Annotated in this window: 18 protein-coding genes; 17 read left to right on the top strand and 1 reads right to left on the bottom strand. The window is 68.5% G+C overall.

What is annotated here, in order from left to right:
* The first annotated feature begins 26 nt into the window (after positions 1 to 26).
* A complete protein-coding gene (gene thrC, locus N5D91_RS02745; RefSeq protein ID WP_180854707.1) occupies positions 27 to 1,313 on the top strand; it encodes a threonine synthase in 1,287 nt (428 codons plus the stop codon).
* 26 nt (positions 1,314 to 1,339) lie between these two features.
* On the opposite strand, the gene N5D91_RS02740 is transcribed toward thrC, so the two are convergent.
* Entirely contained in the window at positions 1,340 to 2,092 is a 753-nt protein-coding gene (locus tag N5D91_RS02740; RefSeq protein ID WP_075674614.1) for a helix-turn-helix domain-containing protein, read from the bottom strand.
* 127 nt (positions 2,093 to 2,219) lie between these two features.
* Between N5D91_RS02740 and hisS the strand changes: the two genes are divergently transcribed.
* The 16 genes from hisS to N5D91_RS02660 all read left to right on the top strand — a co-directional run bounded on the left by hisS (position 2,220) and on the right by N5D91_RS02660 (position 16,766).
* Entirely contained in the window at positions 2,220 to 3,617 is a 1,398-nt protein-coding gene (gene hisS, locus N5D91_RS02735; protein WP_180854706.1) for a histidine--tRNA ligase, read from the top strand.
* Positions 3,617 to 3,910: a hypothetical protein gene (locus N5D91_RS02730; RefSeq protein WP_219635070.1), complete on the top strand. Its 294-nt coding sequence runs from the start codon at positions 3,617 to 3,619 to the stop codon at positions 3,908 to 3,910. The genes hisS and N5D91_RS02730 overlap by 1 nt, the downstream gene beginning before the upstream one ends.
* 488 nt (positions 3,911 to 4,398) lie before the next feature.
* Positions 4,399 to 4,707: a YerC/YecD family TrpR-related protein gene (locus N5D91_RS02725; protein WP_088025802.1), complete on the top strand. Its 309-nt coding sequence runs from the start codon at positions 4,399 to 4,401 to the stop codon at positions 4,705 to 4,707.
* A gap of 34 nt (positions 4,708 to 4,741) precedes the next feature.
* Positions 4,742 to 5,653, top strand: coding sequence for an ATP phosphoribosyltransferase (gene hisG / locus N5D91_RS02720; RefSeq protein WP_010482592.1), 912 nt, complete (start codon positions 4,742 to 4,744; stop codon positions 5,651 to 5,653).
* Positions 5,650 to 6,945 (top strand): histidinol dehydrogenase, encoded by a 1,296-nt coding sequence (gene hisD / locus N5D91_RS02715; protein WP_180847204.1) that lies wholly within the window; start codon positions 5,650 to 5,652, stop codon positions 6,943 to 6,945. The genes hisG and hisD overlap by 4 nt, the downstream gene beginning before the upstream one ends.
* Positions 6,942 to 8,036, top strand: coding sequence for a histidinol-phosphate transaminase (hisC, locus tag N5D91_RS02710; RefSeq protein ID WP_180854704.1), 1,095 nt, complete (start codon positions 6,942 to 6,944; stop codon positions 8,034 to 8,036). Before hisD ends, hisC begins: the two co-directional genes overlap by 4 nt.
* On the top strand, positions 8,033 to 9,106 hold the full coding sequence (hisB, locus tag N5D91_RS02705) for a bifunctional histidinol-phosphatase/imidazoleglycerol-phosphate dehydratase HisB (RefSeq protein WP_180854703.1): 1,074 nt from the start codon (positions 8,033 to 8,035) through the stop codon (positions 9,104 to 9,106). The genes hisC and hisB overlap by 4 nt, the downstream gene beginning before the upstream one ends.
* On the top strand, positions 9,103 to 9,705 hold the full coding sequence (hisH, locus tag N5D91_RS02700) for an imidazole glycerol phosphate synthase subunit HisH (RefSeq protein ID WP_008268504.1): 603 nt from the start codon (positions 9,103 to 9,105) through the stop codon (positions 9,703 to 9,705). Before hisB ends, hisH begins: the two co-directional genes overlap by 4 nt.
* Complete coding sequence (gene hisA, locus N5D91_RS02695) at positions 9,702 to 10,436, top strand: 1-(5-phosphoribosyl)-5-[(5-phosphoribosylamino)methylideneamino]imidazole-4-carboxamide isomerase (RefSeq protein WP_180847201.1); 735 nt, start codon at positions 9,702 to 9,704, stop codon at positions 10,434 to 10,436. The genes hisH and hisA overlap by 4 nt, the downstream gene beginning before the upstream one ends.
* A complete protein-coding gene (gene hisF, locus N5D91_RS02690; RefSeq protein ID WP_180854702.1) occupies positions 10,430 to 11,206 on the top strand; it encodes an imidazole glycerol phosphate synthase subunit HisF in 777 nt (258 codons plus the stop codon). The genes hisA and hisF overlap by 7 nt, the downstream gene beginning before the upstream one ends.
* Positions 11,196 to 11,816 carry a bifunctional phosphoribosyl-AMP cyclohydrolase/phosphoribosyl-ATP diphosphatase HisIE gene (gene hisIE, locus N5D91_RS02685; RefSeq protein ID WP_180854701.1) on the top strand — a complete coding sequence of 207 codons (621 nt, stop codon included), beginning with the start codon at positions 11,196 to 11,198 and terminating at the stop codon, positions 11,814 to 11,816. Before hisF ends, hisIE begins: the two co-directional genes overlap by 11 nt.
* Before the next feature lie 154 nt (positions 11,817 to 11,970).
* Positions 11,971 to 13,560, top strand: a complete 1,590-nt coding sequence (locus N5D91_RS02680; RefSeq protein ID WP_180855599.1) for a calcineurin-like phosphoesterase family protein — start codon at positions 11,971 to 11,973, stop codon at positions 13,558 to 13,560.
* A 36-nt stretch (positions 13,561 to 13,596) separates the two neighbouring features.
* Complete coding sequence (locus tag N5D91_RS02675; RefSeq protein WP_180855598.1) at positions 13,597 to 13,881, top strand: hypothetical protein; 285 nt, start codon at positions 13,597 to 13,599, stop codon at positions 13,879 to 13,881.
* Positions 13,882 to 13,965: 84 nt separating this feature from the next.
* Positions 13,966 to 14,988 carry a glucokinase gene (locus tag N5D91_RS02670; protein ID WP_180855597.1) on the top strand — a complete coding sequence of 341 codons (1,023 nt, stop codon included), beginning with the start codon at positions 13,966 to 13,968 and terminating at the stop codon, positions 14,986 to 14,988.
* 51 nt (positions 14,989 to 15,039) lie between these two features.
* A complete protein-coding gene (locus N5D91_RS02665) occupies positions 15,040 to 16,038 on the top strand; it encodes a N(4)-(beta-N-acetylglucosaminyl)-L-asparaginase (protein WP_180855596.1) in 999 nt (332 codons plus the stop codon).
* Positions 16,035 to 16,766 (top strand): copper homeostasis protein CutC, encoded by a 732-nt coding sequence (locus tag N5D91_RS02660; protein ID WP_180855595.1) that lies wholly within the window; start codon positions 16,035 to 16,037, stop codon positions 16,764 to 16,766. Before N5D91_RS02665 ends, N5D91_RS02660 begins: the two co-directional genes overlap by 4 nt.
* Positions 16,767 to 16,950 lie beyond the last annotated feature (184 nt).

The raw sequence follows: 16,950 nt of genomic DNA, 5'->3' as shown, positions 1-16,950 counted from the left end.
CTTCCCCTTTACTGGATACCGAACCCATGCAATTTGTTTCGACCCGCGGCCAGTCTCCGGCCGTTGGCCTCAGCGCGGCGATCGCCGCCGGATTGGCGCCCGATGGCGGGCTGTATGTCCCCGCGCTTCTGCCGGCCGTCCGCGAACTGCAGGCCGGGCCGACCCTGGCCGATACCGCCGCCGATCTGCTGATGCCGTTCTTTGCTGGCGATGCACTCGAGGCTGCGCTTCCGGCGATCTGTCGCGAGGCGTTCGACTTCCCGGTGCCGCTGCGTGCGCTCGGCGATGGCGACCACGTGCTGGAGCTGTTCCATGGGCCGACCGCAGCGTTCAAGGATATCGGCGCGCGCTTCCTGGCCGGTACGCTGTCGCGGCTGCAGGCCGGCAAGGACCGCGATCTGACGATCGTCGTCGCCACGTCCGGCGATACCGGTGCCGCCGTTGCGGCGGCCTTCCATCGCCAGCCGGGCGTGCGCGTGGTGGTGCTGTATCCGGATGGCCGCGTATCTCCGCGCCAGGCGCATCAGCTCGGTTGTTTCGGCGACAACATCCAGGCTCTGCGTGTGGCGGGCGCATTCGACGATTGCCAGGCGATGGTCAAGCAGGCGCTGGCTGACCGCGAACTGCAGGCGCAGGTGCCGTTGAGCTCGGCCAACAGCATCAGCCTGGGCCGACTGCTGCCGCAGATGAGCTACTACGCGCATGCAGCGTTGACCCACTACGCCGCGCATCGTCGCCGGCTCAATCTGGTGGTGCCGACCGGCAACCTGGGCAATGCGATGGCAGCGGTGCTGGCGCGCGCGCTGGGTGTGCCGATCGGTCAGATCGTGCTGGCCACCAATGCCAATGCGGTGCTGCCGGCGTACTTCAATGGCGGCGACTACCAGCCGCAGGCGAGTGTGGCGACCGTGGCCAATGCAATGGACGTCGGTGCGCCGAGCAACTTCGAGCGACTGCGCTGGCTCTACCACGGCGACGACGCGGAACTGCGTGCTGCGTTCCGCGCGTTCGCGGTGGATGACGTGACCATCCGCGCGACGATTGCGGCAGCGCATGCCAGCCGCGGCGAGCTGTTCTGCCCGCACACGGCGACGGCGGTGAAGGTGCTGCAGGACCTGCGTGCGCGCGGTGCCAAGGGCGACTGGGCGGTGGTGGCCACGGCGCATCCGGCCAAGTTCGAGGCCGTGGTCGAGCCGCTGATCGGCGAAGCGGTGGCGGTGCCGCCTGTGCTGGATGCGTTGCTGCAGCGGCCGGCGCACGCCGAACCGTTGGCGGCCGATTACACGGCGTTGCGTGAGGTGTTGCTGCGCTGACCGGCAACCCCACGGACCGCATGCGGTCAGATCAACCCTTCACCGGCCAGCGTGCGCAGCCCGTCCTCGTCGAGGATCTCCACCACGTTCAGGTGGGGCAGGGCGATCAGCCCTTGCTGGCGCAGCTTGGTGAAAGTGCGGCTGACCGTTTCCATGGTCAGGCCCAGATGGTCGGCGATATCGCCGCGGCCCATCGGCAGCGATACGCGCAGGCCGTCGCCACCCAGCTTGGCCTCGCGTGCGGCCAGGCGCAGCAGGAAATCGGCCAGCTTCTCGGCCGGCTGCAGGCGTGCCAGCGCCAGCGCGGCGTCCTGCGCGGCATCCAGTTCCTGGCACGCGCGCTGCAGCAGCTTGCGCTCCAGGTGCGGGAAACGGCTGCGCAGGGCCTTCATCTGTGGCAGCGCGACGCGGCATACACGGCTGTCGGCGATGGCCTCGATGTCGTAGCGGTGGTGGTCGCTGCCGCTCAGGCCCAGGTAGTCGCCGGGCAGCACGAAGCCGTTGATCTGGCGGCGGCCGTCAGCCAGGGTGCGCACCAGGCGCAGTGCGCCGGCAGTCAATGTATAGACATGGTCGCGCTCTTCGCCGGTGCGGGCCAGCGTGCTGCCCATGCCGACCTGCTGCGAGACGGTGACCTGTTCCAGCGCCTGCACTTCATCGGGCGACAGCGCCGAGCACACCGCAAGGTGGCGAACCGAGCAGTGCAGGCAGTCCAGCGTGGTGCAGGACGGCGAGGCGGGATCGTTGGTGGCGGGCGGAGCGCCGGAAGGCCGTGACATGTTGCGGGGGGCGTATCGCGGGCGGGGAGGGCCTTATGATACTTCAAGCGGCCGTTCGACCCTGCCCGAGGCGGGGGCGCTAGAATGTCGCCCCCTCCCACGTCCCGTTCCAGCAGGAGTTCCGCCCGTGATCAAGCCCCGTACCCCGCCCGGCACCCTTGAACTGCTGCCGCGCGAGCAGATTGCGTTCCAGCGCATGCTGGACGTCATCCGCCGCAACTACGAGCGCTTCGGGTTCCTGCCGGTGGAGACGCCGGTGTTCGAGCTGTCCGACGTGCTGCTGACCAAGTCCGGCGGCGAGACCGAGCGCCAGGTGTACTTCGTGCAGTCCACCGGCGCGCTGGCGAACGCGGCCGAATCGGGCGACCGTTCGCTGCCGGAAATGGCGCTGCGCTTCGACCTGACCGTGCCGCTGGCACGCTATGTGGCCGAGCACGAACACGAACTGACCTTCCCGTTCCGCCGCTACCAGATGCAGCGCGTCTACCGCGGCGAGCGCGCCCAGCGCGGACGTTTCCGCGAGTTCTACCAGTGCGACATCGATGTGATCGGCAAGGACAGCCTGAGCGTGCGTTACGACGCCGAAGTGCTGGCGGTCATCCATGCGGTGTTCTCGGAACTGCGCATCGGTGACTTCAGCATCCAGCTGAACAACCGCAAGCTGATGCGCGGCTTCTTCGAGAGCCTGGGCGTGGCCGAGGGCGAGCGTCAGCTGGCCGTACTGCGCGAAGTGGACAAGCTGGACAAGCGAGGCGCCGATTACGTGCGCGAGACGCTGGTGGGCGAGGGCTTCAACATCCCGGCAGAACAGGTCGAGAAGATCCTGTCGTTCGTCGCCGTGCGTTCGCAGGGCCATGCCGATGCGCTGGCGCAGCTGGTCACGCTGGAAGCCGACGCCGGTTCTTCGGAGATCCTGCGTACCGGCATCGCCGAACTGCGCGAAGTGCTGCAGTTGGTGCAGGCGCTGGGCGTGCCGGAAACCGCGTACTGCCTGAACTTCTCCATTGCCCGCGGCCTGGACTACTACACCGGCACCGTCTACGAGACCACGCTGACCGACCACCCGCAGATCGGCTCGATCTGCTCGGGCGGCCGTTACGAAGACCTGGCCAGCCACTACAGCAAGTCGAAGCTGCCGGGCGTGGGTATCTCCATTGGCCTGTCGCGTCTGTTCTGGCAGCTGCGCGAGGCGGGCCTGATCGACGGCATCGAAGCCAGCAGCGTGCAGGCGCTGGTGGCGCTGATGGACGAGCAGGGCATGCCGCAGTCGCTTGACATTGCCCGCCGCCTGCGTGCCGGTGGCATCAACACCGAAGTGCAGATGGAGCCGAAGAAGATCGGCAAGCAGTTCCAGTACGCGGCCAAGGCCGGCATCCGCTTCGTGGTGCTGGCGGGTGAGGATGAACTGGCGCGCGGCGTGGTGGCAGTGAAGGACCTGCTGCGCGAACAGCAGTTCGAAGTGTCGCGCGACGAGCTGGCCAGCACCCTGCTGGTGGAGCTGGAGCAGTCGAAGGCGATGGTGTGATGCGGGTCGCGGCAGGAGGGCTGATCGTCCTCCTGCTGGCCGGCTGCCAGAGCGACCCGGCGCTGCACAGCACGCGGATAGGTCTGGACCAGTACCGGCTGCAGGTTGATCGTTGCCATGTGATCGACAGAGCGCAGCTGGAGAGTGACCTGCAGGCTTTGGCCTCGCGGAAGTGCCCCGCAGGTGCGGGGGCGTTGGAAAACGTTCAGTCCCGGCCGAGCCGGCAGGGCAGCCTGTTCGGCGAATGCCTGCGGCGCGGAGCGCTGCAGGCCGAGGTGCGCTGCCTGCCCTGAGTCGGGCCAGGTTGTTGATTTGAAAGCAGAACGCCCGCCCCTTGGTGGGCGTTTTGCGTTTCTGGACGAAGCGCAGTCGAGCATGGCTCGACTCTACAAAAGCCGGTTCCGATCAGTTTCCCAGCGAGATCCAGCAGATCGCGGCCAACTGTCGAAGGCGGGGTGGGTCCGGTTGAGGGGGCGTGAGCCGCATGGGCCCGAGGCATGCCTCGGGCGGGTTGGGCAGGACGCCCAACCCCGGCCTTGCCGTGTGCGCAGGATTGCGCACACGAGCAAGCGGCGACCGAGCTTACATGGACGTACTTGCAGCGTCCCCCTCGACCGGACCCACCCCGCCATCCCAAGGAATGCCCGCTGTTGCTCTGGCTCTTGCCTCTGCGGGTGCAGGGCAGCAGCCCTGCGGCCCCCTCAATCCTCGATTTGACGCACTGCGCAAGAATGCGTTAATGTACTAACGCGCTATTACATTAATGCATGGAAACCACCCCATGAAAGCCCGCCCCGAGATTGCCGCCAAAGACCCGAAGGCCGACCTGGAAGCCCTGGCCCAAGCCTTTGCCGCCCTGCGCGAGCCGGAACAGGTCGAAGCCTTCCTGCGTGACCTGTGCACCCCGGCCGAGCTGGAAGCCATGGCTGACCGCTGGAAGGTGGTGCCGCTGCTGCAGCAGGGCGTGCCGTACCGCGAGATCCACGAGCGCACCGGCGTCAGCGTGACCACCACCGGACGGGTGGCACGCACGCTTGAGCATGGCCATCGAGGCTATGCCGCCGCCATCGACCGCCTTGCCTCGCGCTGATCCGCGCCCCGTTCCGAACTTCGAGACCTCCCCCATGAGTGCAACCCAGGCAGCGCCGGCACGAGACCGGCTGCGTATCGCCATCCAGAAGAGTGGCCGGCTGGCCGAACCCGCCCGCAACCTGCTCAGCGCCTGCGGCCTGAGCTGGCGCGAGAGCCGCGACAAGCTGTTCTGCTACGGCGAATCGCTGCCGGTGGACCTGCTGCTGGTGCGCGACGACGACATCCCCGGCCTGATCGCCGACGGCGTCTGCGACCTCGGCATCGTCGGCCGCAACGAGCTGGACGAACAGGCCGCGGCACGCCGTCAGATCGGCCTGCCGGACGCCTACCAGGCGCTGCGTGGGCTGGGCTTCGGCCAGTGCCGGCTGATGCTGGCGGTCCCCGAGGAATGGCAGTGGCAGGGTCCGGCGCAGCTGGCCGGCACCCGCATCGCCACCAGTTACCCGGCCATCCTCAAGCAGTGGCTGGCCGAGCAGGGCGTGGACGCACAGGTGGTCGAGCTGTCCGGTTCGGTGGAAATCGCTCCGCGCCTGGGCACCGCCGACCTGATCTGCGATCTGGTGTCCAGCGGCGCCACCCTGCGCGCCAATCAGCTGACCCCGGTGCACAACCTGCTCGACAGCGAGGCGGTGCTGGCCGGCGCGGTGCGCGTGCCGGATGACGCACGTGCATCGCTGCGCGCGATGCTGCTGCGCCGCCTCGACGGTGTGGTGCAGCGCCAGGACCGCAAGCTGCTGATGTTCCGTGCCAGCGAGGACCGCGTCGACGCGCTGGCGCAGCTGCTGGCCGATGCCGAGCCGCTGGTGCGGTTGCCGGCCGATGGCGGCGCGCTGCGCCTGCAGACCATGTGCCCCGGCCCGCTGAGCTGGCAGCGCATGGAGGAACTCGAGCGCGCGGGTGCGCAGGGCCTGATGGTACTGAGCGTGGAGCGATCGCTGGCATGAACCGTCTGATCTGGTCCCGACTTGATGAGGCCGCGCGCAGCGCGGCATTGACCCGCCCGGTGCAGACCGTGGCGCAGCAGACCCGCGATGCCGTGGCCGCGCTGATCGCACAGGTGCGCGCACAGGGCGACGACGCGCTGCGTGCGATCACCGCGCGCTTCGATGGTGTCGAGTTGCCAGCCTTTGAAGTGAGCGAAGCCGAGTTCGCTGCGGCCGAAGCCGCCGTCCCGGCCGAACTGCGCCAGGCCATGGTGGACGCCGCCGAACGCATCGCCCGTTTCCACGCCGCCGGCATGGGTACGGGGTATGCGGTGGAAACCGCACCGGGCGTGGTCTGCGAACGCATGCTGCGTCCGATCGGCCGGGTTGGCCTGTACGTACCGGCTGGCAGCGCGCCGCTGCCGTCCACCGCGTTGATGCTGGGCGTTCCGGCGCAGCTGGCCGGCTGCCCCCAAGTGGTGCTGTGCACGCCGCCGCGCGCCGACGGCAGTGCCGATCCTGCGGTGCTGGTGGCCGCGCGCCTGACCGGCGTGCAGCGCGTGTTCAAGCTGGGCGGCGCCCAGGCGATCGCCGCGATGGCCTATGGCACGGCCAGCATCCCGGCCTGTGACAAGCTGTTCGGTCCCGGCAACAGCTTCGTCACCGAAGCCAAGCAGCAGGTCGCACAGGATGGCGCCGCCGCCATCGACATGCCGGCTGGTCCCTCCGAAGTACTGGTGATCGCCGATGCCGGCGCCAATCCGGCGTTCGTTGCCGCCGACCTGCTGTCGCAGGCCGAGCACGGTCCGGATTCGCAGGTACTGTTGCTGACCGACGCCCCCGCGATGCTGGCGGCGGTCGAGGCTGAGGTGGAGCGCCAGGTGGCCCTGCTGCCGCGCCAGCAGATCGCGCGCCAGGCGCTGTCGGCGTCGCGCCTGATCCAGGTCGATTCGCTGGCCGAGGCGTTCGCGATCAGCAACCGCTACGCGCCCGAGCACCTGATCCTGGCCCTGCGCGAACCGCGCGCGTGGCTGGACGAGGTGCAGGCAGCCGGCTCGGTGTTCCTCGGCGACTACACGCCCGAGGCACTGGGTGACTATTGCAGCGGCACCAACCACGTGCTGCCCACCGCCGGTGCCGCACGTGCCTACAGCGGCGTGAGCGTGGCCAGCTTCCAGAACCTGATCAGCGTGCAGAGCGCCAGCGCTGCAGGATTGGCGGCAATCGGCGGCTGCGCACGCGTCATCGCCAGCGCCGAAGGGCTGGATGCGCACGAGCGTGCAGTGGCCCTGCGCATGGAGGCCGCGGCATGAACGCGGCTATCGATGAGGTGCTCGCACTGGTGCGCCCGGACCTGCAGGCCTTCGCTGGCTACAGTTCGGCGCGCAGTGCAGCGGTGCAGGGCGAGGTCTGGTTGAATGCCAACGAATCGGCCTGGGCGAATCCGGCCGACAGCGCCGGCAGCAGCCGTCGCTACCCCGAGCCGCAGCCGCTGGCCCTGCGCGAGGGCCTGGCTGGGCTGTATGGAGTAACGCCGCAGCAGCTGCTGATCGGCCGCGGCAGCGACGAAGCCATCGATCTGCTGGTGCGTGCCCTGTGCGTGCCGGGCCGCGATGGCGTGCTGGTCACGCCGCCGGTGTTCGGCATGTACGCGGTCTGTGCGCGCCTGCAGGGCGCCGCACTGATTGAAGTGCCCCTGGTGGATACCGAAGACGGCCTGCGTGCCGATCTGGATGCTGTGATCGATACCGCCAAGGCGCGCAACGCCAAGCTGGTCTTCCTGTGCGCACCGTCCAACCCGGCCGGCAGTGACATCGCCCTGGACGAGATCGAGCGCGTCGCCACTGCTCTGCGTGGGCAGGCCCTGGTGGTGGTGGACGAGGCTTATGTCGAGTACACGCAGCGCCCGTCGGCGACCACGTTGCTGGCCGCGCACGCCAATCTGGCGGTGCTGCGCACGTTGTCGAAGGCGCACGCACTTGCGGCCGCGCGCATCGGTACCCTGATCGCCGCGCCGGAACTGATTGCCGTACTGCGCCGCTGCCAGGCGCCGTACCCGGTGCCGACCCCGTGCGCCGAGCTGGCCGTGCAGGCGCTGCAGCCGGCCGCACTGGCACGTACCGCCGAGCGCGTGGCCACGGTCATCGCCGAGCGCGAACGCCTGTTCGCTGCGCTGCCGGGCCTGCCTGGCGTTCGTCGCGTGTACCGCTCGGCCGGCAACTACCTGCTGGTCCGCTTCGCTGATGCGCAGGCAGCGTTCGACACCTTGCTGGATGCCGGTGTGGTGGTGCGCGACCAGCGCGCCGCACCGCAGCTGGGTGATGCACTGCGCATCAGCATCGGCAGCCCCGAAGAGAATGACCGCGTGCTTGCGGCCCTGTCGGCGCGGAGGGCCGCAGCATGACACCAATCCTGTTCATCGACCGCGACGGCACCCTCATCGAGGAGCCGTCCGATTTCCAGATCGACGCCTACGAGAAGCTGCGCTTCGTGCCGCAGGTGATCCCGGCGCTGCTGAAGCTGCGGGATGCCGGCTACCAGTTCGTGATCGTCACCAATCAGGATGGCCTCGGCAGCGACAGCTACCCGCGCGCCAGCTTCGATGGCCCCAACGACCTGATGCTGCAGATCTTCGAGAGCCAGGGGGTCACCTTCCGTGACGTGCTGATCGACTGCAGCTGGCCGCAGGACAAGGCGCCCACCCGCAAGCCGGGCATCGGCCTGATGACCGCTTACCTGCAGGACCGCAGCATCGACTGGGCGCGTTCGGGCATGGTCGGCGACCGTATCACCGACCTGCAGTTCGCCGACAACCTCAACATCCGTGGCTTCCAGCTGCGCACCGAGCAGTTCGGTGGCGAGTGGGACTGGCCGGGCATCGCCCACGCGCTGGCCGATGCGCCGCGCACCGCCGTGGTCCAACGCAACACCAAGGAGACGAGGATCCGCGTTGAACTGGATCTGGACCGTGCCGGTGATGCGCGCATCGCCACCGGACTGCCGTTCTTCGACCACATGCTGGAACAGATCGGCAAGCACGGCGGGTTCGCGCTGGACATCCAGGCCGAGGGCGACCTGCACATCGACGAGCACCACACCATCGAGGACACCGGGCTGGCGCTGGGTCAGGCCCTGCGCGAGGCGCTGGGCGACAAGCGCGGCATCGGCCGCTACGGCTTCACCCTGCCGATGGACGAGACCCTGGCCAGCGCTGCGCTGGATTTCAGCGGCCGCCCCTATTTCGTGTTCGAGGGCGAGTTCAAGCGTGAGCGCGTGGGCGATATGCCGACCGAGCTGGTGCCGCACTTCTTCCGTTCGCTGTGCGACGCCAGCGGCCTGAACCTCAACCTGCAGGTGCGCGGCGACAACGACCACCACAAGGTCGAGGCCTGCTTCAAGGCACTGGCGCGCGCGCTGCGCCCGGCATTGGCCCGCCAGGGCACGGCACTGCCGAGCACCAAGGGGGCGCTGTGAGCGACGTTGCGCTGATCGATGCCGGCGGTGCCAACCTGGGCTCGGTGCGCTACGCATTGGAGCGCCTGGGCGCGACGGTGCGGCTGGTGCGCGATGCCGACGGTCTGGTCGGTGCGCAGCGGGTGATCCTGCCCGGCGTCGGCGCCGCTGGTCCCGGCATGCAGCGCCTGCATGCGCAGGGCCTGGTGGAACCGCTGCAGCGACTGGAGGTGCCGCTGATGGGCATCTGCCTGGGCATGCAATTGCTGTTCGAACGCTCCGAGGAGGCCGGCGTCGAGACACTGGGATTGATTCCGGGCGTGGTGCGCAAGCTGGTACCGGCCTGTGGCATCCGTGTGCCGCACATGGGCTGGAACCGCCTGCTCCCGCTGCGCGAATCGCTGCTGCTGCAAGGCGTGCCGGAGCGCGCCAGCGCCTACTTCGTGCACAGCTATGCGGCGCCGCTCAATACCCACACCGTCGCTGCCTGCGACCACGGTGGCCTGTTCACTGCCGTGGTGGAGCAGGGGCGTTACTACGGCGCACAGTTCCACCCCGAGCGCTCCGGCGAGACCGGTTCGCTGATGCTGCGCAACTTCCTCGAGGGCACTGCTGCATGAGTTTCATCGTCTACCCCGCGCTGGATATCCGCGACGGCCGCGTGGTGCGGCTGCGCCAGGGTGACTACGCGCAGGAAACCTCGTATGGCGACGATCCGCTGCCGCGTGCACAGGCCTTCGCTGCGCAGGGCGCGCAGTGGATGCATCTGGTCGACCTGGACGCGGCGCGTGCCGGTGGCTACACCCTTGTGCCGCTGCTGGCGTCGATCCGTGCGCAGACGCCGCTGCAGGTGCAGACCGGCGGTGGCGTGCGCGGACGCGACGACGTGGCGCGCATCCTCGATGCCGGCGCCGGCCGCGTGGTGGTGGGTTCGCTGGCAGTACGCCGCCCCGACGAAGTGGTCGGCTGGCTGGAGGAGTTCGGCGCCGAGCGCATCACCATCGCGCTGGATGCCCGCCAGGATGCCCAGGGCCAATGGCAGTTGCCGGTGCACGGCTGGACCGAGAACGCCGGCGTGACCCTGGATGACCTGGCCCTGCGTTATGCGCGTGCCGGCATGCGCCACCTGCTGTGCACCGACATCGCCCGCGATGGCATGCTGGCCGGGCCCAACATCAGCCTCTACCAGCACCTGTCGGCGCTGCTGCCGGGCGTGGCGGTGCAGGCCTCCGGTGGCATCCGTGACGTGGCCGATGTGGCCGAGGCGCGTGTTGCCGGCTGCGGCGGTGCCATCCTCGGCAAGGCCCTGCTGGAGCAGCGCATGGACCTGAGCGAGGCGCTGGCATGTTGAGCCGCCGCATCATTCCGTGCCTGGACGTGCGCGATGGCCGCGTGGTCAAGGGCGTGCGCTTCCGCGATCACGTCGACATGGGCGACATCGCCGAGCTGGCGCAGCGCTACCGCGACCAGGGTGCCGACGAGCTGGTGTTCTATGACATCGGCGCCAGTCCCGAAGCACGGTCGGTCGACGTCGCCTGGATCGAGCGCATCGCACGCCTGATCGACATTCCGTTCTGCGTGGCCGGTGGCATCGACAGCGTGGAAACCGCGCGTCGCGTGCTGTTCGCCGGTGCCGACAAGGTGTCGATCAACTCGCCTGCGCTGGGCCGCCTCGAACTGATCACTGAACTGGCCGACGAGTTCGGCGTGCAGTGCGTGGTGGTGGGTGTGGACTCGGTACGCGAAGCGGACGGCCAGTGGCGGGTACGCCGTTTCAGTGGCGACCCGGACAAGACCCAGGCGGTACCGCTGCGGACCCTGGACTGGATCGTCGAAGCGCAACGGCGTGGCGCTGGCGAAATCGTGTTGAACTGCATGGACAGCGATGGCGTACGCCGTGGCTACGATGTCGTGCAGCTGCAGCAGGCGCGGGCCCTGTGCCAGGTGCCGCTGATCGCCTCGGGTGGTGCCGGTGCGATGGAGCACTTCGCCGAAGCCTTCGACCAGGCCGACGTCGACGGCGCGTTGGCGGCCAGCGTGTTCCACAGCGGCGCCATCGCCATTCCGGAATTGAAGCGCTACCTGCGCGGACAGCAGATCGAGGTGCGGGATGTCTATTGAAGTGAGGCCATCGCTGGATGCGCTGCAGGCGCTGGACTGGGGCAAGGGCGACGGCCTGCTGCCGGCGGTGGTGCAGGAAGCCGATACCCTGCAGGTGCTGATGCTCGGCTATGTCAGCGCCGAGTCGCTGGCGGCCACGCTGGCCATCGGCCACATGACCTTCTTCAGCCGCAGCAAGCAGCGGTTGTGGACCAAGGGCGAGCAGTCCGGCAACGTGCTGGTGGTGCAGTCGATCAGCGTCGACTGCGATGCCGACACGCTGCTGGTGATGGCACGCCCGGCCGGGCCAACCTGCCATACCGGTGCCGAGAGTTGTTTCGACCAGGCACCGAAGGACTTCCTGGGCGGGCTGGGCCAGCTGGTGGCGATGCGCGAGGCGCAGCGCCCGCCAGGCAGCTACACCACCAGCCTGTTCGAGGGCGGCATCCGCCGCATCGCGCAGAAGGTGGGCGAGGAGGGCGTGGAGACCGCATTGGCCGCCGTGGCGCAGGATGATGAGGCGCTGCTCGGCGAGGCTTCGGACCTGCTGTACCACCTGCTGGTGCTGCTGCGCGCGCGAGGCTTGTCGCTGGATGATGCGCGGGCGGTGCTGGAAAAGCGTCATCGTTGAAGAGCGGTAGTGCCGGCCGCTGGCCGGCAACCTCATGATCGTCGGGCATCGGCTGGTTGCCGGCCAGCGGCCGGCACTACCGGCAATGCGCCATCACGTGCGCGATGTCATCAGCGGAATCTACAATAGGCGGTCTTTCTTTCCCGGACCGCCCATGAAACTGCCTGCCACCTGGCTGTGCTGCCTGTTGCTGACCTCGCCGGCCTGGGCCGCGGATACCGTGGTCAGCGGCAAGGTCTACCTGGAGCGCGACGGCAAACCCGGGCGCGGTGCGACCGATCCGGGCCTGGCCGGGGTGCAGGTTTCCAACGGCGAGACCATCGTCAAGACCGCCGCCGACGGCAGCTACAGCCTGCCAGTGCGCGACGGCCAGACCGTATTTGTGATCAAGCCTGATGCGTACGCCTTCCCGAAGGCCACCGACGGCCTGCCTTCGTTCTGGCGCCACTACCGCCCGAACGGTTCACCGGCACTGAAGTACGGTGGCATCGCCGCGACCAGCGACGTCACCCGCAACTGGGATTTCGCCCTGCAGTCGGATCGCCATGACAGCCGCCGTGGTTTCCAGATGCTGGTGTTCACCGATTCGCAGACCGCCAGCCTGAAGGACATCGGCTACTACCAGCAGTCGATCGTGGCGCCGCTGGTTGGCCAGACCAGGGCGCGCATGGGCACCACCCTGGGCGACATCGTCAACGATGACCTGGCCCTGTACCCGGCGATCAACAAGGTCACCACCGAGCTCGGTGTGCCGTGGTTCCACGTGCCGGGCAACCACGATCTCGATTTCGATGCGGCCAGCGACGAGCACTCACTGGACAGCTGGCGCAACATCTACGGCCCGGACACCTACGCGGTGGAAGAGGGTGGCGCCAGCTTCGTGTTCCTGGACGACGTGGTCTACGACCCCAAGGCCAAGCCGAAATACATCGGCGGCCTGCGCGAAGACCAGTTCGCTTTCCTCGCCAGCTACCTGAAGGGCCTGCACAAGGATCGCCTGCTGGTGCTGGGCATGCACATCCCGCTGTTCGACGCCGCGCCGGGGCGCGAGACCTTCCGCCACGCCGACCGCCAGCGCCTGTTCGACCTGCTCAAGGACTTCCGCAACGTGCTGGTGCTCAGCGGCCACAGCCACACCCAGCAGCACGTCTACCACGGCAAGGCCGAGGGCTGGAACGGCGACAAGCCGCTGCACGAATACAACGTCGGTGCCAACTGCGGTGCGTTCTGGTCGGGCGTCAAGAACGCCGCCGGCGTGCCGGACAGCACCATGAGCGATGGCACGCCGAAGGGCTATGCGCTGCTCGATGTGGCCGGCAACGGCAGCTACAAGCTGCAGTACCGCGTGGCCGGCCAGCCGGCCAGCGAGCAGATCGGCCTGCATGCACCCAAGGTGCTGCGCCAGGGCGCCTACCCGGCCTGGGGCATCTATGCCAACGTCTACATGGGTGAGGACGCCAGCGTGGTCGAGTACCGCGTGGATGGCGGCGCGTGGCAGCCGATGAAACAGGTCAGCCAGCCCGATCCGCGCCTGATGGTGGAGAACGTGGCCGACGATCTTGCCAACAACCTGCGCGGTTACGACCGTTCGCCGGAGGCCACCGCGTCGCCGCACCTGTGGCGGGGCGCGCTGCCGACCGACCTGGCAACAGGCAGCCACAAGGTCGAAGTACGCTCCACCCAGCCTGATGGTGCAGTGTTCACCGCCACCACCAGCTACAGCCTGCAGACTGCCCAGCCCTGATCCAGGGCGCCGCTGCCCAACGCGAAAGGACCCCGCATGGATATCCGCTTCATGGCCGGCACCACGCCGGTGACCCTCAGCCGCCACTGGTTCACCGGCGCGATGCTGCTGCGGAGCGCCACCGAGAAGGTCTGGGTGCAGCACCCGCTGCATCCGGGCACCCACTTCTCGTTCTCGCTGGTACAGTCGTGGCTGCGTCACATCGCCGGCCATGAAGTACTGGTCGAGCGCACCCGGCCGCTGTTGTTCGCCGGCTTCCGCCCGCAGCGCCTGCGCGTGCTGGTGGATGGCGTGCAGGTGGCCGAACAGGAAGGCATGTAGGCCAACCTGAACCATCGGCGCGCTAGGCAAAGCCGCCCCGATGCCTGAGAATCGGGGCGATTCAATCGATCCAAGCAGGCCAGCGTGACCATCGCAGCAGCGTCCCCGGTTTCCTCCGACTCCGCCCGCGGCGGTCTTCCGCGCCATCTGGTCGTTGCCGATGTCGGCGGCACCTTCGCCCGCCTGGCCTTGGCTGAGACGCAGCCCGGGCAGGCGCCCAGTCTGGGCAGCCATCGCACCTATGCCTGCGCCGAGCATCCCAGCCTGGCCGCGATCCTGGCCGATTTCACCAGTGGCCTCGGCCAGCCGGTGCAGACCGCGGTGGTCGCCATCGCCGGCCTGCTCGATGGCGATGTGCTGATCAACTCGAACCTGCCGTGGACAGTCTCGCTGTCGACCACGCGCGAACAGTCCGGCCTGCGCGAACTGCAGCTGATCAATGATTTCGAAGCGGTGGCGCTGGCCATCCCGTTCCTGCAGCCGGAAACCCTGGTGCCACTGAACGGCGACGCCGATCCGGCGCAGGCCTTCCCGGCGCTGGTGCTGGGTGCCGGTACCGGCCTGGGTGCCGCGCTGCGTTTCGCCGATGGCGAGCGCCCGGTGCTGGCCAGCGAGATCGGCCATGCCGCGCTCGGCGCCGGCAACGCGCTGGAACTGCAGGTGCTGGGCAAGTTGCTGCAGCGCTGGGCGCACGTGGACAACGAGCGAGTGCTGTCCGGCAGCGGCCTGATGAACCTGTATCCGTGCCTGTGCGAACTGCGCGGCGTCACCCCGGTGTGGACCAGCACCGAGGCACTGATCGGCGCCGCGCGCAGTGGCGAGGACGCGCTGGCGGTGGAGACGCTGCATGTCTTCTGTGCCTGGCTGGGCAGCCTGGCCGGCGACGCGGCGATCGCCGTCGGCGCGCGCTCGGTATACCTGGCCGGTGGCATTTCCGCGCATGTGCAGGATTTCCTGGCCGATGGCCGCTTCCGTGAGCGCTTCCTCAACAAGGGCGTGCTGACCGAGGTGCTGCGGCAGGTGCCGGTGTGGCGCGTGGAGCACGGCCAGCTGGGCGTGCTCGGTGCAGCGGTCTGGCATGCCGCACGGCAGCCTACGCACGACTGATCGGCAGGGCCGGCATCGGGCCGGCCATGCATTGCAGACTGGGAGGGGAAGATGGTGGATCGCAGGCAGTTCCTGCAGGCCGGTGCACTGGCCGCAGGCATGGCGGCATTGCCGGGCGTGCAGGCGCGCACGCAGGGTGGGGCCAAGGTGGTTTCGACCTGGGACTTCGGCGTACCGGCCAACCAGGCCGCATGGAAGGTACTGGCGCAGGGCGGCAGCGCGCTGGATGCGGTGGAAGCGGGCGCACGCTGGGCCGAGAGCGAGCTGTGCAACCCCACCGTCGGCCATTGCGGCAACCCGGATCGCGATGGCGTGCTCAGCCTGGACGCGAGCATCATGGACGGCGATGGCCGTTGCGGTGCAGTGGCCGCGCTGGTCGACATCCTGCATCCGGTGTCGGTGGCCCGCAAAGTGATGGAGAACAGCCCGCACGTGCTGCTGGTGGGCGAGGGCGCGCAGCAGTTCGCGGTGCAGCAGGGTTTCGAGCGCAAGCACCTGCTGACGCCGCAGGCTGAAGCGGCCTGGCGCGAGTGGCTGAAGACCGAAAAGTACCGGCCGCAGATCAACGCCGAGCGCCGTGGTATTCCCGGCAACAGCGACAACCACGACACCATCGGCATGCTGGCACTGGATGCCAATGGCCATCTGGCCGGTGCCTGCACCACCAGCGGCATGGCCTGGAAACTGCACGGTCGCGTTGGCGACAGTCCGATCATCGGTGCCGGCCTGTACGTCGACAACGACGTGGGCGCGGCCACTGCTTCGGGCGTGGGTGAAGAGATGATCCGCAACGCCGCCTCGTTCCTGGTGGTCGAGCTGATGCGCCAGGGGCGCTCGCCGGCGCAGGCCTGCCGCGAAGCGATCGACCGCGTGGTGCGCAAGCGCCCGGAAGCGAGCAAGACACTGCAGGTCTGCTTCCTGGCCATGAACAAGCAGGGCGAGGTCGGCGCTTACGCGCTGCATCGCGGCTTTGTCTACGCGGTCTGCGATGGGCAGCGCCAGGATGACCTGCGCGATTCGCCGTCGATCTACACGAGCACCCAGGCGTGAGCACGCGGCGGACCCTGGAGATCGCCAGCAACTCGCTGGCCTCGGCGCTGGCCGCACAGGCCGGCGGCGCCGATCGTATCGAGCTGTTCGACAACCTGGCCGAGGGCGGCACCACGCCGTCGTTCGCCAGCATCGCGATGGCCCGCGAACGCCTGTCGATTCCGCTGTTCGTGCTGGTGCGGCCGCGCCCGGGCGACTTCCACTACGACGCGCTGGAAACCGAACTGATGCTGCGTGACATCGCGCAGTGCCGCGCGCTGGGCTGCGATGGCGTGGTGATCGGCGCGCTGGATGTGCAGGGCGGGATCGACGTGGCACTGTGCCGCGAGCTGGTGCAGGCTGCCGGGCCGCTGCAGGTGACCTTCCATCGCGCCTTCGACGCCGCCCGCGATGTGCCGGTCGCGCTGGAGCAGGTGATCGGGCTGGGTTGCCAGCGCGTGCTGACCTCGGGCGGCGAGGTCAGCGCCGAGGCCGGTGCCGATGTGCTGGCAGGCCTCGTTACCCAGGCAGCGGGCCGCATCACGGTGATGGCGGGCGCCGGATTGGCACCGGGCAACATCGCAACCGTCGCACGGCAGACCGGCTGCACCGAACTGCACGCCTCGGCCAAGGGCCTGCGGCGCTCGGCGATGCAGTTCCAGAACCCGGCTTTGCGAGGGCTGGACCCGGACTGGAGCCAGACCGCCACTGCCACTGTGGCCGCGCTGCGGCAGGCGCTGGACGTCTGATCGCAAGCCCGGGGTCGGATCCCTTCGCAGAAGGGCTCTGACCCCATCTGGATGCAGTCGGGTCAGAGCCCCTCTGCGAGGGGATCCGACCCCTTACGGCAACCCGCCACGGACAAAACCGTTCCGCGCGCGTTTGTCGCAATCGTGTCACCACTTCGTGCTTTGTTCTCTCAGCGATATCACG

The sequence above is a fragment of the Stenotrophomonas sp. GD03794 genome (genome assembly GCF_029842145.1).
Classification (GTDB): Bacteria; Pseudomonadota; Gammaproteobacteria; order Xanthomonadales; family Xanthomonadaceae; genus Stenotrophomonas; species Stenotrophomonas riyadhensis.
The sequence above is the reverse complement of the archived record's forward strand: the minus strand, read 5'-3'. Positions and strand labels throughout refer to the sequence as shown.

Bases quoted from the DNA above. Each gene is read 5' to 3' on its own strand.
- thrC (WP_180854707.1), top strand. From the start codon at position 27: ATGCAATTTGTTTCGACCCGCGGCCAGTCTCCGGCCGTTGGCCTCAGC.
- N5D91_RS02740 (WP_075674614.1), bottom strand. From the start codon at position 2,092: ATGTCACGGCCTTCCGGCGCTCCGCCCGCCACCAACGATCCCGCCTCG.
- N5D91_RS02730 (WP_219635070.1), top strand. From the start codon at position 3,617: ATGCGGGTCGCGGCAGGAGGGCTGATCGTCCTCCTGCTGGCCGGCTGC.
- N5D91_RS02725 (WP_088025802.1), top strand. From the start codon at position 4,399: ATGAAAGCCCGCCCCGAGATTGCCGCCAAAGACCCGAAGGCCGACCTG.
- hisG (WP_010482592.1), top strand. From the start codon at position 4,742: ATGAGTGCAACCCAGGCAGCGCCGGCACGAGACCGGCTGCGTATCGCC.
- hisD (WP_180847204.1), top strand. From the start codon at position 5,650: ATGAACCGTCTGATCTGGTCCCGACTTGATGAGGCCGCGCGCAGCGCG.
- hisC (WP_180854704.1), top strand. From the start codon at position 6,942: ATGAACGCGGCTATCGATGAGGTGCTCGCACTGGTGCGCCCGGACCTG.
- hisB (WP_180854703.1), top strand. From the start codon at position 8,033: ATGACACCAATCCTGTTCATCGACCGCGACGGCACCCTCATCGAGGAG.
- hisA (WP_180847201.1), top strand. From the start codon at position 9,702: ATGAGTTTCATCGTCTACCCCGCGCTGGATATCCGCGACGGCCGCGTG.
- hisF (WP_180854702.1), top strand. From the start codon at position 10,430: ATGTTGAGCCGCCGCATCATTCCGTGCCTGGACGTGCGCGATGGCCGC.
- hisIE (WP_180854701.1), top strand. From the start codon at position 11,196: ATGTCTATTGAAGTGAGGCCATCGCTGGATGCGCTGCAGGCGCTGGAC.
- N5D91_RS02680 (WP_180855599.1), top strand. From the start codon at position 11,971: ATGAAACTGCCTGCCACCTGGCTGTGCTGCCTGTTGCTGACCTCGCCG.
- N5D91_RS02675 (WP_180855598.1), top strand. From the start codon at position 13,597: ATGGATATCCGCTTCATGGCCGGCACCACGCCGGTGACCCTCAGCCGC.
- N5D91_RS02665 (WP_180855596.1), top strand. From the start codon at position 15,040: ATGGTGGATCGCAGGCAGTTCCTGCAGGCCGGTGCACTGGCCGCAGGC.